This window comes from uncultured Fibrella sp. (assembly GCF_964250085.1).
GTDB lineage: Bacteria > Bacteroidota > Bacteroidia > Cytophagales > Spirosomataceae > Fibrella.
Window position 1 is genome coordinate 182229 of record NZ_CAXUEC010000010.1, and the last position, 18739, is coordinate 200967.

Here is an 18739-nt window from a genome sequence, read left to right on the forward strand (position 1 = left end):
AGAAGGAGGCTCTGCAAAGCAATCAAATTGGTGCTTTGCAGAGCCTCCTTCTCAATTCCACCTTCTTAATTCTTAATTTTGCGCCATGACCCTCGAATCACTCCGTAACAATATTGATGCCCTCGACGATCAGGTGCTGGCTTTGCTGAATCAGCGAATGGACCTGGTGCGGCATGTGGGCGAACTGAAACGCTCAACCAACTCGATCATTTACCGGCCCGAACGCGAACGCCAGATCATTGACCGCCTGATTGCACAAAACAGTGGACCGCTGAATGAAGCGGCTATCGAAGCTATTTTTCTGGAAGTATTCGCCGTGGCGCGGAACATGGAACTGCCCGAACGGGTAGCGTACCTGGGGCCGGAGGGGAGCTTCACCCATCAGTGTGCCGAGAGTCGGTTTGGGGCGTTGAGTGCGTATACAGCACTGCCAACGATTCGTTCGGTGTTTGAAAGTGTTGAAACGGGCCGGGCCCGGTTTGGGGTGGTGCCGATAGAGAACAATCAGGAAGGGGTTGTCAATGAGACAATTGATCTGCTGAATGAACGGGAAATCAGCATTGCTGCCGAAGCACAGATTCCGGTTCATTTCACGTTTGCCACCCAAACGGAAGACCTGTCGGAGCTAAAATATATTTACTCGAAAGACATTGCATTTAGGCAGTGCAGCAAATTCTTGCAAGACACCTTCGACGGGCTAAAAGTTGAGCTTGTTCCGGTAGAATCGACCTCGAAAGCGGCTAAACTGGCGGCGCAACAGCCCAATTCAGCCGCTATCTGTTCACACATCGCGGCCAAGCTTTTCGGGGTGCCGGTGCTGTTCGATAATATCGAAGACAGTGATTTGAACCGCACGCGCTTCCTGATTTTGGCCAAGAATTTCCAGAATCAGCCGAGTGGCCAGGATAAAACTACCCTGATAGCCCGCCTGCCCGAAACGATGCGGCCGGGGGTACTGGCCACGTTTTTGCAGGAATTCAACGAGCGTAACATCAACATCACCAAGATCGAGAGCCGCCCACTGCGCAACGGAGCTACTTTCCAATACTGGTTTTTGCTGGAATGTGAAGGACATGCTCAGGAACCGGCGTTGCAGGAAATATTGACCAACCACTCGTCGGATCTGAAATGCCTTGGTAGTTATATCCGGGTTTCGTAGCGTTGGTAAGGAATAAGTCCTTTGTAAAAAATAGCGCCGGTCCGTTGCATGCCAAAACGTTGATAAAAAGCTGCCGCGCTTATGCGGGCGTCGCAGCAGATTGTGCGGGCACCCAGTCGACGGGCCTCGGCAAAAACATGGTGGAGTAAGGACGTACCCAGCCCCTTGTTTTGTTGATCAGGCCGAGTGGCGAACTTACGAAAACGGGCCGAGCCGCCGTCTACGAAGAGCGATATAACGGCCACCAGTTCACTGTCCAGGTACGTTCCGTAGTGATGTCCCTGTTCATCGTCGTCGATCCGTACATAGTCGAGGGGTTTATCGGGCCAGAGCACCGAGTGGCGAAGCGGATAGGTATCGGGGGCGGTAATGGGACAAATTCGGGCAGACATGACTCAGGTACGTATATATTCATTGGCAAGTACGGTTAACTGGCCCAACTAAAAAATGGCCGGGCAGTTTGATTGAAAACGGTAACCATAAAACTCATCACATGATTGCTTTAATCACCGGCGCATCGTCGGGCATTGGCTGGGCTACTGCCGAGGCGCTTGCTAAACTCAATTATCAACTCATTTTGTGTGGTCGCCGTCAGGAAAAGCTGGACGAACTAGCCGCGCAACTGCCGGTCGAAACCCATACGCTGACCTTCGACGTGCGTAACAATGAGGCCGTTGCATTGGCCATTAGCTCGCTGCCCGAAGCCTGGCAGTCAATTGATGTGCTGGTAAACAATGCGGGTAACGCCTACGGGATGTCGTCTTTTCAGGATGGCGAAATTGCTGACTGGGATGCTATGATTGACGGCAATGTGCAGGGGCTATTGTATGTGTCGAAGGCAGTAGTGCCGGGTATGGTAGCCCGCCAGCGGGGGCATATCGTCAACATGAGCAGCATTGCCGGTAAGCAGACCTATGCCAATGGAGCCATCTATTGTGCGAGTAAGGCCGCCGTTGAGGCCATCAGTACGGGCATGCGTCTTGACCTAACTCAGCACGGTATTAAAGTGACCAACATCGCCCCTGGTGCCGTAGAAACCGACTTTTCGACGGTTCGCTTCAAGGGAGATACCGCCCGAGCTGCGCAGGTATACGCTGGTTTCGACGCGCTTCAGGCCGTCGATATTGCCGATACGATCGCGTATGCTGTATCAGCCCCAGCCCACGTAACGATTGCCGATATCACGATTCTGGCCGCTGCTCAGGCCGCAGCCACAACGATCCACAGAAAGTGAGTCAGGACAAGAGCAGTGTCTAACGTCCCATGTCCAACGTTCAATGGTCAACGTTACGCTGGGTGGCATAGGCTTATAAACAGGTAGCGTAAATTTGGACGTTAATCGTTAAACCTTGAACTTTAAACATCAAACGTTAAACCATGACTATCAACGGGCCGGGGAAAGAGCAGCACACATACGATGCGATCGTCATCGGTTCGGGAATTAGTGGCGGTTGGGCGGCCAAAGAGCTAACGGGCAAAGGCCTGCGTACACTCGTGCTGGAACGGGGACGTGATGTGAAACATATCGAGGATTACCCCACGGCCATGAATAATCCCTGGGATTTTGCCCATCGCAATCGAATGCCGCTGGCGTTTGATGAGCAGAACCCAATCGCCACCAAATGCTACGCTTTAGATGAAGGAACGCAGCACTTTTTCGTGAAAGACAATGAGCATCCATACGTTCAGGAAAAGCCGTTCGACTGGATAAAGGGCTATCAGGTTGGCGGGAAGTCGCTGATCTGGGCGCGACAAACGCAACGGTGGAGCAAGTACGATTTTGAAGCCAATGCCCGTGATGGAGCTGGTATCGACTGGCCCATTCGCTACGATGAGATCGCTCCGTGGTACAGCCACGTTGAGCGTTTTGCAGGCATTTCAGGTAATAAAGACGGATTGGATACGCTGCCTGATGGTGAATTTCTGAAGCCCTGGGAATTGAATTGCGTGGAAAAAGAAGTGCAGAAAACGGTGGCCGGTCTGTATAAAGACAGGTACGTGATCATTGGTCGGTGTGCGCACCTGACCGAGCCGAAGCAGATTCATTATGATCAGGGCCGGGCGCAGTGCCAGGCGCGACATTTATGCTATCGCGGGTGCCCGTATGGTGGTTACTTCAGCAGTAACTCGTCCACGCTCCCGTGGGCGGCAAAAACGGGTAAGCTGACCCTTCGCCCTTTCTCGGTTGTTGAGTCGATCATTTACGACGACAAAAAAGGGAAGGCGACCGGCGTTCGGGTTGTCGATACGAATACGAAGCAGGTAACCGAGTATTTTGCCCGTATCATTTTCGTGAATGCAGCCGCTCTAAACACGAACCTGGTCCTGCTGAACTCTACATCAGGCCGTTTCCCCAATGGGCTTGGCAATGATAGCGGGTTGCTGGGTAGGTACGTTGCCTTCCATAATTACCGGGGTTCGCTGAATGCTACATACGATGGGTTTCCCGACGGGTATTATTATGGTCGTCGACCCACCACCGCGTTTATGCCCAATTTCCGAAATGTGCATAAGCAGGAAACTGATTTTTTGCGAGGCTATATGGTGGCCTTTAGCGCCGCCCGTAGCATGGGTGTGGAAGGCACAGCCACCTTCGGCGCTGAGTTTAAAGAAAACAGAACCAAGCCCGGCCCCTGGCATACGTATATGATGATGCAGGGAGAAACAGTGCCGCGCTACGAAAATCATGTACGGCTAAGTTCCGACCAGAAAGATCAATGGGGTATTCCTCAACTGGTGACCTCGATTGGCTACACGGATAATGACGAGAAGATGATCCGTGACTTTCTCGAACAGGGCGCGCACATGCTCGAAAAGTCGGGTCACGTCAATATTCGACCGTACGATGATAAACGCAACCCAGGTCTCGACATTCATGAAATGGGTGGCGTGAGAATGGGAAAAGACCCTAAAACATCGTTGCTAAACGCCCATAACCAACTGCACGGTGCCAAAAACGTGTTTGTCACCGATGGTGCGGCCATGACAAGCACGGGCACCCAAAACCCGTCTATCACCTTTATGGCACTCACGGCGCGCGCTGCCGCCTATGCCGTAGCCGAGATGAAGCGGAAAAATCTGTAGACCAAACCACCTATTGGAATGAGTATCAGAGCGATCTGATACTCATTCCAGTTTCGTGTTAATTTTCGGATATTCTTCGCGATGGTGTTTCCACCGCTTATGCGACCAAAGCCAATTTGACGGTTGCTTGAGGATCGTCTCTGTAAGCTGGTCACGGTATCGGTTCAGAATCTCACCGTATGGTAAATCGACATACGGTGGAGCCGCCAGCAAAATAAACGTGGCCGTATAGTATCCCCGTCGGTTTCGAATCAAATCAAGGTAAAATACGGGAAGCTGCTGGCTGCGGGCAAGCCGCTCTGTACCGGGGAAAAAGGGCGTATCACGATTGAAGAAATTGGTCCAGTAGGCCGCTTCAGGTATGTTGGGCATCTGGTCAGCCACCAGGGCAATAATTCTCGGAATGTATCTACGTTTCACCATTTCGCGGGGGAGGCGATTCATCGGAATCAGGTAGGCCCCAAACTGGCTGCGAATCTGCTGCATCACGCGTTCAGAAGAAGGGTTATGGAGCGGCTTGTAAACAGAGTCGACGGCAATACCGTTGACCAGCGTGGCTCCCGGAACCCATTCCCAGTTGCATTGATGCCCCGCAGCGCCCAGTAAGGTTTGTCCCTGACTGAGGTAATGACGTACCTGTTCACCATTGATAACCGTTACCCTTTTTCGCATGTCATCGGCTGTCATCCGGGGAAGCTTAATGGTCTCGACAATCAGATCGCAGAAGTTTCGATAAAATCCACGAGCCAACTGACGTATATAGGTGTCCGACTCATCTGGAAAAGCATGTCGGAGATTGTCAAGAACAACTTGCCTTCGATAACGGATGATATAAGCTGTTACTATAAACAGACAATCAGACAGGCGGTAAAGGACAAAGAAAGGCAGGCGGGCAATTAGGTTCAGTACTATCATGATTGGCAAAGATAGGTAGTATGCCCGCTAGTGTATATGATCGCCCTGGTAGCTGGTTTCATACTTACCATTGGATAGGAGTTATAAAATTTAATACTTTTTTAATTTTTTTATTCCTTTTACTAAGCGTGACAAAATACTTTTGCTTGCTTTTCTTTAAAAGCTGAGCCTGACAATACGTATATGAATTTGTCAGTCTTAAATGGTGTGGATATAGTCGGAAAGCTATTCAGGATTCCTGAGTAGCTTTTTTTAATGGAAATATATATTTGGTTACTTAACAGTATGGTTTTTAGCAATTATTTACCGTTTACTCGTATCAGTTTGTTCTGTACTTTTTTTTGATTCTCTTTATGTGCCGTATGAGGGCCAGATAAATAGATAGTGCAATTTTTAAAGGGAGGTTTGCGTTAATCCAGTAGAATAGAAGACTAATAAAGTGCTTTAGTACTAGTACCTCGTCAGTCATTTAATTTAAGCTTCCTGGTCTCAATACAGGCCGCTCACGTGCAATTGTCATACTTGTAGGCAAGTTCTTAAACGCATTTGCCGATGTATATAGATCCTTTACAAAGGGAAGGTTGAACATCAGAGTCAGGTGCAGCGATGTACCTACTCTGTAATGGTGTGGATAGAAGCGGAAAGCCGGCGGAGTTTCTCCGACGGCTTTTTTGTGTCCTCAAATTTTAATGGGATTAAATCTATAATAATCGTAGACTTTATTATGATTTCAACGAAACTATGTATTTTCGTTAGCTGTTTAAGTGTCAGTATACAACAAACCCGTTCTCATGCTTCTTATCACTAAACTGGGCCTCGGCCTCCTCCTTTGTTTAGTCGTTACAACCGCTGGTCAGTCGACAGACGCCAGTGCCGATCGGATTTTGGGCCGATGGCTATTTCCGAAGAAACAAACATGTGTGGAGATCTACCGGGAGAACGGCCGGTACTATGGTCGTATGGCGGCCATCAGTGCAAGTTGCGCCAGCAGCTATGGTGATATCAATAACCGGGTTGTATTAACAAATCTCTCTTATTCAGATAACGAGTGGAAAGGTGGAACCATGATTCATCCATCGTCGGGCTCTAAGTTCGATGTGGAGATGAAGATGACAAACGCCAATACTCTTGTGGCTACTGTCTATAAAGGCGTCCGGTTCATTAGTAAAGAGCTGGTATTGACCCGTCAGCCAGCTAGCTAAGTTGCTTTGACCTTATTTAGGCTTCCTTAAACTGGCTAGCCGAACTCTGAGTGCATATAACGTAGGTATAAATTACCTGGTAAAAGGACACAATGATACGTTTACGCTTGACTAACAGAACCGACCTTATTACTAATCAGCGTTTAACAACAATAAACTTGTTCCAGCGGGTAGATTAGGTCAACTAACCATCCAATATCAGGTATTTATATAAGGCAATTAATTGATTTACTGCCATCGGAAAAGACTACTCGTGAGGGTGGTCTTTTTTCTTTTCAAGATAAGAGTAAATAACAACTAAACTATTTAAAAAATTTAATGATGCGAATGTATGTAACTAGTAGTAATTTGGTCAATTGATTTTAATGAACTTACTCTGCGTAAAGTGCTTAGTAGCTACTCCGTTCAGGTTGTCGTTTACTCAATTGAAACTCGAAATCTGCCGTTTTAACTAATTGTACTCATCGCTACTTGTTGCCCTACCGTATATTAGCATAAGCATTTAAAACGCACATGTCCAAATTGTACTTTACTAAGTTAAGGATTTCATGCTTACTCTTGCTGTTTGTGTCTATTACAGGTACTTCTGTACTAGCCCAGACGCCAACGTATGTGCTAAGCGGTACGGTCGTTGATGCCCGTTCAGGAGTAGGCGTGCCGTTTGCCAGCATTGCACTGGTGGGTCGTAATGCAGGCGTTACTTCGGACGAGAACGGCCTTTTCACGCTGAAAACAACCCGGTTAACTGATTCAATCTATGTCAGTTCGATGGGCTTCGGCGTGAAGCGATTTGGGATCGACAAAAACAAACTCGTTCAACAACTTTTGTTGAAGTTACCCCCCGCCGGCAGAGTCTTGCAGGAAGTGGTGGTGCGGGCGGGCGAAAACCCAGCCTGGGGGATTCTGCGTAATGTTCGCAAGAATCTAGACAAGAATGACAGAAGCCGTATTCGAGCCTACGAATACGACAGCTACGCTAAAACCAGCATTTCGCTGACGCACATCTCGGATAAGCTGCGTAGTAATCCGCTCATCAAAAAAGTGTTGGCGGCCATGGACAAGAAAGACTCCGTGACCGACGATCTGGGGCGCAAAATGATGCCGCTGATGATGACCGAGTCGGTTAGCAAGTATTATTACCGCGAATCACCCGAACGGCGGCACGAGGATATTCTGAAGACCCGCCTGAAAGGAATGGATGTTGTTGAGCCGGAAATCATCTCGCAGTTTGTGGGAGGAAATGCGCTTAGCTATAATTTTTATCAGAACTACATCCGCGTGCTGGGCAAGGATTTTGCCTCGCCGGTTGGCGCCGACTGGAAAGGGTGGTACTCGATGTATCTGGCCGATACAACCAAAATTGGCAACTTCGTTTGCTACGAAATTCAATTCGACCCCAAGAACAAACAGGACCTGCTGTTTACCGGTAAAATGTGGATCGATACAACCACGTTTGCCCTCACCATGCTTGAGGCCAAGGTGGGCGCAGAGGCAAACCTTAATTACGTGCGTCGGCTGGAAATCGAGCAGGAACTTGAGCCCGCTCTGGATTCGGCAGGTAATAAAATTGGCTGGATGCCCGTGGCCATGCGTACTACCGCTGAATTATACGGCATCGGCAAAAATTCGATTGGCGCAATGGCCCAGCAGGTAACGCGGAATGGGGGATTTGTACTCAATAAACCCAAACCTCTAAGCTTCTACGACCGAACCGTGTCGGTGGCCGATACCGCCAAAACCAATACTGTACCAATTGAGGAACTGGAAGGCGACGCTAAAGAAGATGCCATCGCCGAAGAAATGTACTGGGCCAACGTTCGGAAGAATCTGGGCGCGGGAGATTCGCTCAGCGTGGCTGACCGCAAAGTGCAGGAATTGATCGATACCCTGCGGGCTGTGCCCCTGGTACGCACCACAGAAATTCTGACCCGAATAGCCACAACGGGCTGGTATCGCCGTGGCCCTATCGACTGGGGGCCGTATCCTTATGCACTAGCGGTCAATAATATCGAGGGGCTTCGCTTGCGCGGGGGCTTCCGGACCAATGGAAATTTCAGTAAGTCGATGGTGCTGCGAGCCTATGCCGCCTACGGAACCGGCGACGCCCGGTTTAAGGGCGGACTGGAATATGACTATATCCTGTCGCGACGGAAATGGACGATCATCGGCGCTAAAGTGGCCTACGATCTGGAACGACTGGGCTTCACCCCGGAGCTGATCAACGGCAACAAAGTGTTCTATGCTTTCAGCCGTTTTGGCCAATATCGGGGCGGCTATTACAGCAATAGCCAGGAAATCTATTTCCGTACAGAACCGCTGAAAGGGGCGATGTTTACCGTTGCCATCGGCGATCGGACGTTTATGCCGACCTTCCCGTTCCACTACCGCACTCAGCCTGACCTGGATAACAATTCGCCTACCCGCCCCGATTTCAACGACTCATACTGGTCGGTTGAAGCGCGGCTGGCCCGGAAAGAAACGTACATCATGGACGGAAACGAACGGATTCCAATTGCCACCAAACGTACCCCGGTTATCTGGCTGAAGTACACACGCGGACACCGGGCATTTGGCGGCGATTTTAGCTACGACCGGTATTCACTGCGGGCATTCCAGACGTTGAAGTTCGGTAAACTGGGCCGTTCGTCATACGTGTTGCAGGCGGGCTACACGCCATCGCGGCTTCCTGCTCCACTGCTGTTTACGCATACGGGTAATCCCACGTTCTTCTTTGCGCCAAACACGTTCAACCGCATGCAGTTCTACGAGTTTGTGAGCGATCAGTTCGCAACCCTCCACTGGCAGCACGGCTTCGACGGCTTTATCTTCAACCGGATTCCATTGATCAAAAAGCTTAACTGGCGGTTGTGGGCCAATACCGACATACTATGGGGCAGCCGCCGGGAGCCAAACCGCCGGGTCGACGCACCGCAGGATGTACGTCCCGGCGTGCGCCCTACCGTATTCGGCTCGCTCGACCCCAACATTCCTTATATCGAAGCAGGGTACGGCATCAGCAATATTTTCAAAATATTCCGCATTCAGGTTGTTCACCGCCTCAATTATCTTGGGCCAGGCGTCGACCCGTTTGTTATCAAAGGCGGTATGGAATTTAGCTTCTGATATAACACGGACTAGGCGTCCCCGACTAAAGTCCGTGTTATATCAGAAGCTAAATTCCATTTTCATAGGTATGTTCCCATTAAAATACCCATTAGTCCTGGCGTCGGGTTCGCCTCGGCGTCGGCAACTATTGGCCGATGCTGGCTTTACTTTCACGATCGAAACCCGCCCCACCGATGAGGCTTTCCCCACCGATATGCCCGTCGACGAGGTCGCCGAGTTTCTGGCTCGCCAGAAGGCGGCTGAATTTACCGCTGATAGTGGGCAACGCCTGATTCTCTGCGCCGATACAGTGGTGATTCTGGACAACCAGATCCTGAACAAGCCCGTCGATGCGGCCGATGCGCACCGTATGCTACGCAGTTTAAGCGGTCGGGCTCACCGGGTACGTACCGGCGTTTGCCTGTTAACTCCTAATGGTATAAACTCCTTTACGGATGAAGCCATCGTCTACTTCGCTGACCTTACTGACGAAGAGATCGACTATTACATTCGTATCTGCAAACCCTTCGATAAAGCGGGGGCCTATGGCGCGCAGGATTTTATCGGGCTGGTGGGCGTTCACCGGCTTGAAGGGTCTTTTTACACGGTAATGGGCTTACCAACGCACCGCGTGTATCAGGCCTTGCTGCCATTCCGGTCATAAACCTATCAGGTTTTTGAAACCTTATAGGTTTGGCTCAGGCAACGTACCTGTAAAAGTTCGCTCCTTGCTATCCACTGCACTGAACAGCTTTTGCCTAAGGTCAAACGTGTGACCAGCAAAGACCATCAGAATCTGGTTGCGATTAAATGCGGTATGAATCGCCATCATGGCCTCGCTTTGTGCCGCCGCCGGATTTGTCTTCAATGGGTCGACCCAGAACCAGAGCATAAACTGAATGTTATTGTCGCCAAAAGCCCGGTAATGCAGATCAACCGGCTGGCCTTTTGCAATGAACGGCAGGACTCGAACGGCTTCCTGCGCCACGCGCTTTGCCTTGGCCAGATCATCGATGTAAGATACACCCGATGTGATTTCGATTCGCCGTAAACCGTTTTTAGAGTGGTTGATGATCGGCTTCTGGAAAACGTCTTTGCTGGGAATTTCTACGGTTTGCCCCTGCCCGTTGTCCAGCACAACAGAGCGGATTCGTACGTAAAGCACTTTGCCGGTAAAGCCATTTGTTTCGATGGTATCACCAACCTGAATAGGCCGGGCCAGGGCTATCATAGTCCCTGAAATAAAGTTGGCCGTTAAATCCTGGAAGGCGAAGCCCACAGCCAGTGCAATCACCCCCGCACCAGCCAGCAGGGACGTCACCGTTTTTTCGAGCCCCAGAATACCCAGGGCCATAAATATACCCAAGGCCACAACCACAACCCGAACAACCGATCCGGTAAGAGAGGCAAGCGATTGATTCGTACTTACCCGATTCAGGCCGGCACGTACCCAGCGGCTGATCCAGCGGGCCACAACAACGGCCACAAGCAGGATTATCAGGGCCAGCGCCAATCTGGGAACGAGCCGAACGCCATAACGCGCCCAGCCGATCAGTTCGGTGGAGAGTAGCGAGATTATTTTTGAAAAGTCCATCCGGCAAAGGTCGGAAGAACGCCCTCAATCAGCCCGGTTTTGCCTATTTTCTGCCTGACTGGCCCGCAATGGATGGGCTGTTTTCTGATAGGGTTTGCCAGAAAGACAGGATTATTTATAGGCATACTAGCACATCCTATTGATCTCGCCCAGTCTGTCAGAACCATTTTTAACCACAGCTTCCCCAACTTTCTCTTGCTTAGGGTTGAATTTGGTGCGAAATTTGTGATTCGCATTGCCGATATACATGCCAAATCGTCTGTTACATCGTTTCTTAACCCTCTCGCTGGCCGGGTTGCTGCTTCTGCTTCATAGCGGAATCGGTCCGTCGTTGCGTAAGGCTGAACCGGCGGCAACAGCATCGGCGAAGAAAGCCCGGAAAACGGGTGAGCAGAAAGAGGAAACCGTTATCAAAGCGGCCCTCGACGAAGCGGTGGTGGCCCCGGCCCTGTCGTTTGATTTTTCGCAGGTAACGTACCTGCTGTTTGCCAATGACATTCGGCTTCTTACCCTCGACCGCCCCCTGCTGCGTCGTGTGTTCGATGTTCCCCAGTTTTATTCGTCGTATCTACGACAGGTCTTCGGCCACCTCATCGCGCCGAATGCACCATAAGGAGTTTGCAGTTTTCTGTCTTCAGTCTTCTGTTGCGCTGCTAATACACGCCTGGTGATTTAGTAGCGCAACAGAAAACTGTAACCCTTTTTATTCCTGTTTCATCCAAATTTCCAATTCGTAACATCATGCAAAACAGAACCGTCGTTTTGGTTCTGACGGGTATTATAGCACTGCTGTGCCTGTATTACCTGTCGTTTACCTTCGTTTCGCGCAACATTAAAAAAGACGCCGAGCGATATGCTACCAATGCCAAAGGGCAACTGGACATTAAAGCCAAACAACATTATATCGATTCACTCTGGAAGCAGCCCGTTTACCTGGGCAACACGCTTCAGGAAGTGACCGAGCGTGAGCTTGGTCTGGGCCTTGACCTGCAAGGCGGTATGCACGTAGTACTGGAAGTGTCGCCCGGCGATGTGCTGCGCGGCCTGGCCGGCAATACCCGTGATCCCCAATTCAACGAAGCCATTAAACGGGCTACCAAAGATCAGCAAACGAGCCAGTCGAGCTTCGTTGATCTGTTTGTGAACAACTATAAAGACCTGGTGCCGGGTGCTAAACTCGCCAGTGTGTTTGCTACAAGCTCGAACCGCGCCCGCATTAATTACCAAACGTCGGACGCGGAAGTGAAACGCTTCCTGAACGATGAAGTAAGCGGTGCTATCGACCGCTCATTCCGGGTTATTCAGGCGCGGGTCGATAAATTCGGTGTAACCAACCCGAACGTACAACGCCTGCCAGGTACCGGCAGGATTCTGATCGAACTGCCGGGTGTTGACAATCCAGACCGGGTACGTCGCCTGCTGACGGGTGCGGCTAAACTGGAATTTACGGAAGTATACAAACTCAATGAGATTTCTCCTGGTCTGGAGGCGCTGGGTACGTACCTGGCCAAAGCTGAAGCCGAACGCAAACTGGCTGCTGCCAAAGCGAAGCCAACGGCAACTGTATCTGGAACCGCTAACTCAGGCGATCTGGCTGCTCAGTTGGGTGGTACAAAAAAAACGGCTACAGCCGATACCGCTAAATCAACCGCCGATTCGGCCCAGACGCAGGCCGCGCTGACCAACCTGTTCATTCCTATTTCGCAGGACCAACTGGCCGTTGATCTGAAAGATACGGCGCGGGCCAATGCGATTTTCAACGATCCCGAAGTGCGGGCCGTATTCCCGAATGACCTCGTGTTTGCCTGGGACCGGAAGGCTACCGAAATCGCCGCGCAGGGTGCCAATCCACGCCGCGAGTTGCTGCCTCTCTATTTCGTGAAGAAGCCAAGTGGGAAAGCGCCGCTGGAAGGTGGTGTGATTTCTGACGCCGGTAACGATTACGATGAGCGTGGTCGGCCCGAAGTAACCATGCGTATGAATGCGGAAGGTGCCAAAAAGTGGCGTGCCCTGACGGCCGCCAACGTGAACCGTCCCGTAGCGATTCTGCTCGATAACCTGGTTTATACGGCTCCGAACGTACAGAACGAGATTCCGAATGGTAGCTCGAGCATCACTGGTAACTTCACCGTTGAAGAAACCAAGGATATGTCTAACGTGCTGAAAGCTGGTAAACTGGATGCGCCTGCCAACATCGTAGAAGAAAATATTGTGGGTGCCACGCTGGGTTCGCAGGCTATTCAGGCGGGCGTTGTGTCGTCGCTGGTTGGTTTGCTGATCGTACTTGTGTTTGTAGCCCTTTATTACAACCGCGCTGGTCTGATTGCCGACGTTACGCTGTTCATCAACCTGTTCTTCCTCATGGGCGTGATGGCCGCTGTGCCGGGTACAGTACTGACCATGCCTGGTATTGCTGGTATCGTGCTCACAATCGGTATGTCGGTGGATGCCAACGTACTGATTTACGAACGGATCAAAGAAGAGCTCGAACTGGGTAAGACACTCAGACAGGCAATCACCGACGGTTTCAAAAATGCCCTGTCGTCAATCCTCGACTCGAACGTGACGACCTTCCTGACGGGTATCATTCTGTTCCTGTTCGGAACGGGTCTGATCAAAGGTTTTGCCACTACGCTGATCATCGGTATCCTGACGTCGCTTTTCGCCGCCCTGCTCATCACCCGTCTGATGATCGAGTGGTATGTGAGCAGTGGTCGTACGCTGAGCTTCTCGTCATCATGGGCTAAAAACCTGTTCAAAGGATCTAACTTCGATTTCGTATCGCACCGACGTACCTACTACATCATCTCGTCGACCATCATTGCTCTGGGGGTTATCTCTTTCCTTTTCAAAGGCTTCGGTCTGGGTGTCGATTTCAAAGGTGGCCGGTCGTATGTGATCAAGTTCGAGCAGCCTATTACCACCGACCAGGTACGTGCTTCTCTGGCGCCTGTATTGGGCGGAACTGAGCCGGAAGTGAAGACCTACGGCGGCGCAGGTATCAACGCTGATCAGGTGAAAATGACGACCAGCTACCAGATCGACAATACCGCTCCCGATGCCGACAAGCAAGTATCAGACGCCGTATTGAAAGGGCTTTCGAGCATTAACGGCAATAAAGCCAGCATTGAAAGCTCGCAGAAAGTAGGCCCGACTATTGCCAAAGACCTGATTTATTCGGCCATCTGGTCGATCCTGTTGGCGGTAGCGGTTGTGTTTGGCTACATCCTGATCCGGTTTAAAAAACTGGCTTTCGGTTATGGTGCGGTTGTGGCCCTGTTCCACGACGTACTGATCATCTTGGCCATTTTCACAATTGGTAATGGCTGGTTGCCTTTCTCCCTTGATATTGACCAGGCCTTTGTCGGTGCCCTGCTGACCATCATGGGTTATTCGATGAACGATACCGTTGTGGTATTTGACCGGGTACGTGAATACCTGGCCGAGAACAAAGGCAAGAAAGAAGATATTGCTACCATCATCAACAACGCCCTGAACAGTACGCTCAGCCGCACGGCCGTAACTGGTCTGTCGACAATGCTGGTGCTGTTGGTGCTGTTCATTTTTGGTGGCGCTACCATTCGTGGCTTCTCGTTCGCGATGTTGATCGGGGTAATCGTAGGTACGTATTCGTCGCTGTTCGTGGCTACGCCAATCGTGGTTGATACGCTGAGCAAAGACACGCTCGATGCCGATAAGCCAGTAACCGCCGCACCCAAAACGGGTTACAGCGCCATTCCCGCTGATTTCACTGATAAAGAAGTTGCTACGCCCGATGAGTTTTCGCAAACGGCTGCTGGTAAAGAGAAAAAAGTAAAGACGCCCATCATCAAGCCGTCGCAGAAATAAGCTGATTAGTACCGAAAAAGCCGAATAGGGGTTTCCCTTATTCGGCTTTTTACACTTAATATGTGTGAAAAACGGTATATTTCTGCTACAATTGCCAATTATTACTTCATAGAAAGCTTAAATCACCAAACTTTATTTTCCTGCATGGAAACAGAAACTAACTATTCCGATACCACCAGCGTCTGGCGTCGCAAGCCCATGTACCTCTATGAGCGGGACATGAAAAAGAGCGAACTGAAGCGAGTACTGGGTAAATGGAGCCTGACGGCCATCGGTATCGGGGCTATTATTGGCGGCGGTATATTCGTCCTGACCGGTACGGCTGCCCACTACCATGCTGGCCCGGCTTTGGCTCTTTCGTTCGTGATTGCAGGTATAGGCTGTATTTTCGCCGCCCTTTGCTACGCTGAATTTGCTGCCATGCTGCCTGTAGAAGGGTCTGCTTATGCCTATGCCTACGGCACAATCGGTGAATTATTTGCCTGGGCCATTGGCTGGGGATTAATTCTTGAATATGCGATGGGGGCCATGACCGTAGCCGTGAGCTGGTCGGGTTACTTCAATAAACTGGTTCATTTGTTTGGGTTCGATATTCCGTTCTGGTTGCGCAACGACCCCGTTTCGGCGGCCAAATATGCCACCGACAATGGGTTAGCCGCGCCAGGATTTGCTTTCAATCTGCCCGCTTTCATTATTGTTTGGGTAGTTACGGCCGTACTGGTTCGTGGAATTAAAGAAGCGGCGGGGGCCAATAACGTCATCGTTTTGTTGAAAGTAGCGGCCGTTCTGTTTGTGATCGTCGTCGGTGTGTTTTCGGTGGTACCTGCTAACTGGGAGCCGTTTATTCCGGCCGAACGGATGATCGTTGGCGAAACGGGGGCGCCACATGCCGCCTACGGCTGGGGTGGTATTGTATCGGGTGCATCGGCCATCTTCTTCGCCTACATCGGGTTCGACGCCGTTTCGACGCAGGCAGGCGAGGCGATCAACCCACGGAAAGATATGCCGTTTGCGATTGTAACGTCGCTACTGGTTTGTACCATTCTGTACATCGCCGTATCGCTCGTACTGACGGGTATGATCAACTACAACGAAATCGTTGGTGATGCGCTGAAAGCTCCGGTTGCTGCTGCGTTTGAGAAAGCGGGGAAACCCTGGGCTGTGTTTATTATCACGGCTGCCGCCACGGCTGGTCTGGTGTCGGTAATGCTGGTGATGATGCTGGGCCAAACCCGTATCTTCCTCGGTATGGCTAAAGACGGTCTGCTGCCCAACTTCTTCCGGGTTATTCACCCAACGTTAAAAACACCCCACAAAAGCACGCTGCTCGTAGGGCTGATCGTGTCGGTAGTAGCTGCGTTCACGCCAATTAGTATCCTGGGCGATATGTGTTCATTCGGGACTCTGTTTGCTTTCGCTATGGTTTGTCTGGCTGTACTGCTGCTTCGTCAGCGGGAGCCAAACCGCGAACGCCCTTTCCGGGCACCAGCCCTAAGCGTTATTGCCCCGTTGGGTATGCTCATCAACCTGTACCTGATCGTTAACCTCAGCAAAGACGCGCAGGTGGCTGCCTTTGTCTGGCTGCTGCTGGGTTTGGTCGTGTACTTCCTGTATGGCCGCCGGAACAGTAACCTGAACGATCTGTAACGTACCTACTCACTAATTTATCCGAAGCGCAGGTTGGGGCCAAAAGCTCTAAGCCTGCGCTTTTTTACCTCACCCCCAGCTATGATTTTCACATCCATCAATCCCTATTCCGGAGAGCATTTTGCCGATTATTCGGCACACGCTGAATGGCAGGTAGAAAATCTGTTAAGCACCGCTAACCGGGCTTTTTCTGATTGGTTCATGCGCCCCTTTCCTTACCGGGCCGATTGTTTCCGAAAGCTGGCCGGTCTGCTTCATACAAAACTCGACGAACTGGCTTTATTGATGACCAGCGAAATGGGCAAAACCCTGGCCGAATCGCGGGGCGAGATCGAAAAGTGTGCGGGACAGTGTCTGCACTACGCCGATCATGCCGAGGCCATGCTTCAGCCTGATCCTGTAGCGACGGAGGCAAATTATAGTGGCGTCAGCTACGAGCCGGTGGGCGTAGTACTGGCCATTATGCCCTGGAATTTTCCGTTCTGGCAGGTATTTCGCTACGCTGTTCCGGCACTCATGGCTGGTAATGTAACGCTACTCAAACCTGCTCCGAACGTACCTGGCTGTGCAATGGCTATCGAGCAGGCCTTTCGGGAGGCGGGTTTCCCCGACGGCATAATGACCTGCCTGCTGGTCGACGTACCTGAACTCAAGGCAGTGATCGCCGACGATCGGATCGGTATGATTACGCTCACGGGTAGCGAACGGGCGGGCACCTCAGTAGCTGCCATTGCTGGGGCAAACGTTAAAAAATGTGTGCTCGAACTGGGCGGATCTGACCCGCTGATCGTACTGGCCGACGCTGATCTGGATGCCGCTGCCCGCGCTGCTGTTACCTCACGCATGGGTAACGCCGGACAGGTGTGCATTGCGGCGAAACGGTGGCTGGTCGAAGCACCGGTTGCCGACGAATTTACCCGTCGGGTGGCTCAACTTATCCGTGCAATAAAGCAAGGTAATCCACTCGACCCCACCGTGCAGATGGGCCCGATTGCCCGCCTCGATCTGGCCGATACGTTACGCCAGCAACTGGCTACAGCCCGTCAGCAGGGCGCAACCGTACTTGTTGGCGGACAGAGCGAAGGCACCGCTTTCGCCCCGACATTGCTCACCCATGTGCAGCCCAATAATGTTGTATTTCGGGAAGAAACCTTTGGCCCTTTAGCTGCGCTCACAACCGTGCGCAACGCCGACGAGGCCATCCGATACGCCAACGAATCGCGCTATGGCCTTAGTGCGGCACTCTGGACAACCGATCTGGACCGGGCAACGTACCTGGCGCGGCAACTACGTGTAGGTAGTGTGTTTGTCAATGCGGTGGTTCGCTCGGATAGTCGCTTACCCATCGGCGGTGTGAAGAAATCTGGTTTCGGGCGGGAGCTAGGTTATGTAGGTATTCGTGAGTTCTGTACCACAAAAACGACATATATCGCGTAGAAATGGGTAGTATTGTAGACAACTCAAGATCCTCATGCGCGTACCTCTATTTGTTCTTCCCGCTTTTCTCTGTCTTGTTTGTCTCACTACCGCTACGGCGCAGAATGGCGACGCCACCGTTCATGCTGGTCTGGATGCGTTCGCTGGCGGATTATTCGCTAATTACAATCCCATCAATGCAGTGCTTACGGCAAATGGATATAACGCCCTTAAGCCTAATAGTGCCCGATTTGGCGTTGGCGGGGCGCTCTGCGGTCCGCTGACAAGTAAATTGCCCTTGCGGATTGGATTACAGGCGATGTTTAATGAAAACGAGAACATTTCTGGCAATAACCGCACAGCCATCAACAGCCTGAATATGCAGTTCGCGCTGGAGCTTGATGTGATCAATAAAGGGGCCTTCCTTGCTGGGCCTCTGATTGGCGTAGGTGTGCTGACCTCTACTATCGATGCATCGAAAGATAATCAGGTGGGGAGTTTCAACGGCTACGTGTCGGGCAATGCGCGGGCTATCTCCCTCAATCACCTTACATTCCCGCTCACCTTTGGTGGCCGGATGTGGGTACGTATAAAAAACAGCAGTACCAAGCAGTACAAGCGTCAGGGCTTCGCATTGTCGGGCGGGTATTTACTGCCACTCGACGGCCAAAACTGGTACTGGGCCAACAACGTTGCCCTGCCCAATGGCCCCAATCAAAACACAGGTAGCTGGTTCCTCCAGGTTGGTTTTGGGGTAAGGTGAAACTG

At 51.2% G+C, this 18739-nt stretch carries 14 protein-coding genes; 11 read left to right on the top strand and 3 right to left on the bottom strand.

The genetic code is table 11. The annotated features are described in order from the left end of the window. Nucleotides 1–85 precede the first annotated feature (85 nt). Entirely contained in the window at nt 86–1159 is a 1074-nt protein-coding gene (gene pheA, locus ACFE8Q_RS25215; protein ID WP_375448221.1) for a prephenate dehydratase, read from the top strand. Here the strand turns inward: pheA and ACFE8Q_RS25220 are convergent. Beyond that, a complete protein-coding gene (locus ACFE8Q_RS25220; protein WP_375448222.1) occupies nt 1141–1551 on the bottom strand; it encodes a GNAT family N-acetyltransferase in 411 nt (136 codons plus the stop codon). The genes pheA and ACFE8Q_RS25220 overlap by 19 nt on opposite strands. A 101-nt stretch (nt 1552–1652) precedes the next feature. Here ACFE8Q_RS25220 and ACFE8Q_RS25225 point away from each other — a divergent pair, with 101 nt between their 5' ends. Together ACFE8Q_RS25225 and ACFE8Q_RS25230 are read left to right on the top strand one after the other, a co-directional pair. Further along, nucleotides 1653–2393 (top strand): SDR family NAD(P)-dependent oxidoreductase, encoded by a 741-nt coding sequence (locus ACFE8Q_RS25225; protein ID WP_375448223.1) that lies wholly within the window; start codon nt 1653–1655, stop codon nt 2391–2393. A 143-nt stretch (nt 2394–2536) separates the two neighbouring features. Next, the gene (locus ACFE8Q_RS25230) at nt 2537–4243 is read left to right on the top strand and encodes a GMC oxidoreductase (RefSeq protein WP_375448224.1); all 1707 of its coding nucleotides are present in this window, start codon (nt 2537–2539) and stop codon (nt 4241–4243) included. A gap of 42 nt (nt 4244–4285) precedes the next feature. Here the strand turns inward: ACFE8Q_RS25230 and ACFE8Q_RS25235 are convergent, their stop codons facing one another. Further along, entirely contained in the window at nt 4286–5158 is an 873-nt protein-coding gene (locus tag ACFE8Q_RS25235; RefSeq protein ID WP_375448225.1) for a lysophospholipid acyltransferase family protein, read from the bottom strand. A 791-nt stretch (nt 5159–5949) separates the two neighbouring features. Here ACFE8Q_RS25235 and ACFE8Q_RS25240 point away from each other — a divergent pair. From ACFE8Q_RS25240 to ACFE8Q_RS25250, 3 genes are all read left to right on the top strand, one after another. Further along, nucleotides 5950–6360, top strand: a complete 411-nt coding sequence (locus ACFE8Q_RS25240; RefSeq protein WP_375448226.1) for a DUF2147 domain-containing protein — start codon at nt 5950–5952, stop codon at nt 6358–6360. Between the two features lie 567 nt (nt 6361–6927). After that, complete coding sequence (locus tag ACFE8Q_RS25245) at nt 6928–9483, top strand: DUF5686 family protein (protein WP_375448227.1); 2556 nt, start codon at nt 6928–6930, stop codon at nt 9481–9483. A 70-nt stretch (nt 9484–9553) separates the two neighbouring features. Further along, nucleotides 9554–10129 carry a Maf family protein gene (locus ACFE8Q_RS25250; protein WP_375448228.1) on the top strand — a complete coding sequence of 192 codons (576 nt, stop codon included), beginning with the start codon at nt 9554–9556 and terminating at the stop codon, nt 10127–10129. A gap of 21 nt (nt 10130–10150) precedes the next feature. Here ACFE8Q_RS25250 and ACFE8Q_RS25255 read toward each other — a convergent pair whose 3' ends face one another. After that, entirely contained in the window at nt 10151–11059 is a 909-nt protein-coding gene (locus ACFE8Q_RS25255; protein ID WP_375448229.1) for a mechanosensitive ion channel family protein, read from the bottom strand. A 247-nt stretch (nt 11060–11306) separates the two neighbouring features. Between ACFE8Q_RS25255 and ACFE8Q_RS25260 the strand changes: the two genes are divergently transcribed. The 5 genes from ACFE8Q_RS25260 to ACFE8Q_RS25280 all read left to right on the top strand — a co-directional run bounded on the left by ACFE8Q_RS25260 (nt 11307) and on the right by ACFE8Q_RS25280 (nt 18734). Next, entirely contained in the window at nt 11307–11672 is a 366-nt protein-coding gene (locus ACFE8Q_RS25260) for a hypothetical protein (RefSeq protein ID WP_375448230.1), read from the top strand. Nucleotides 11673–11800: 128 nt separating this feature from the next. Then, on the top strand, nt 11801–14908 hold the full coding sequence (gene secDF / locus ACFE8Q_RS25265) for a protein translocase subunit SecDF (RefSeq protein ID WP_375448231.1): 3108 nt from the start codon (nt 11801–11803) through the stop codon (nt 14906–14908). A 144-nt stretch (nt 14909–15052) separates the two neighbouring features. Further along, complete coding sequence (locus ACFE8Q_RS25270) at nt 15053–16555, top strand: APC family permease (RefSeq protein WP_375448232.1); 1503 nt, start codon at nt 15053–15055, stop codon at nt 16553–16555. Between the two features lie 81 nt (nt 16556–16636). After that, on the top strand, nt 16637–17992 hold the full coding sequence (locus ACFE8Q_RS25275) for an NAD-dependent succinate-semialdehyde dehydrogenase (protein ID WP_375448233.1): 1356 nt from the start codon (nt 16637–16639) through the stop codon (nt 17990–17992). Between the two features lie 34 nt (nt 17993–18026). Then, the gene (locus tag ACFE8Q_RS25280) at nt 18027–18734 is read left to right on the top strand and encodes a hypothetical protein (protein WP_375448234.1); all 708 of its coding nucleotides are present in this window, start codon (nt 18027–18029) and stop codon (nt 18732–18734) included. Nucleotides 18735–18739: the final 5 nt, after the last annotated feature.

Coding starts and splice junctions, on each gene's coding strand:
- ACFE8Q_RS25275 (WP_375448233.1), top strand. CDS start 16,637: ATGATTTTCACATCCATCAATCCCTATTCCGGAGAGCATTTTGCCGAT.
- ACFE8Q_RS25230 (WP_375448224.1), top strand. CDS start 2,537: ATGACTATCAACGGGCCGGGGAAAGAGCAGCACACATACGATGCGATC.
- ACFE8Q_RS25235 (WP_375448225.1), bottom strand. CDS start 5,158: ATGATAGTACTGAACCTAATTGCCCGCCTGCCTTTCTTTGTCCTTTAC.
- ACFE8Q_RS25250 (WP_375448228.1), top strand. CDS start 9,554: ATGTTCCCATTAAAATACCCATTAGTCCTGGCGTCGGGTTCGCCTCGG.
- pheA (WP_375448221.1), top strand. CDS start 86: ATGACCCTCGAATCACTCCGTAACAATATTGATGCCCTCGACGATCAG.
- ACFE8Q_RS25270 (WP_375448232.1), top strand. CDS start 15,053: ATGGAAACAGAAACTAACTATTCCGATACCACCAGCGTCTGGCGTCGC.
- ACFE8Q_RS25240 (WP_375448226.1), top strand. CDS start 5,950: ATGCTTCTTATCACTAAACTGGGCCTCGGCCTCCTCCTTTGTTTAGTC.
- ACFE8Q_RS25225 (WP_375448223.1), top strand. CDS start 1,653: ATGATTGCTTTAATCACCGGCGCATCGTCGGGCATTGGCTGGGCTACT.
- ACFE8Q_RS25220 (WP_375448222.1), bottom strand. CDS start 1,551: ATGTCTGCCCGAATTTGTCCCATTACCGCCCCCGATACCTATCCGCTT.
- ACFE8Q_RS25280 (WP_375448234.1), top strand. CDS start 18,027: ATGCGCGTACCTCTATTTGTTCTTCCCGCTTTTCTCTGTCTTGTTTGT.
- ACFE8Q_RS25260 (WP_375448230.1), top strand. CDS start 11,307: ATGCCAAATCGTCTGTTACATCGTTTCTTAACCCTCTCGCTGGCCGGG.
- ACFE8Q_RS25255 (WP_375448229.1), bottom strand. CDS start 11,059: ATGGACTTTTCAAAAATAATCTCGCTACTCTCCACCGAACTGATCGGC.
- secDF (WP_375448231.1), top strand. CDS start 11,801: ATGCAAAACAGAACCGTCGTTTTGGTTCTGACGGGTATTATAGCACTG.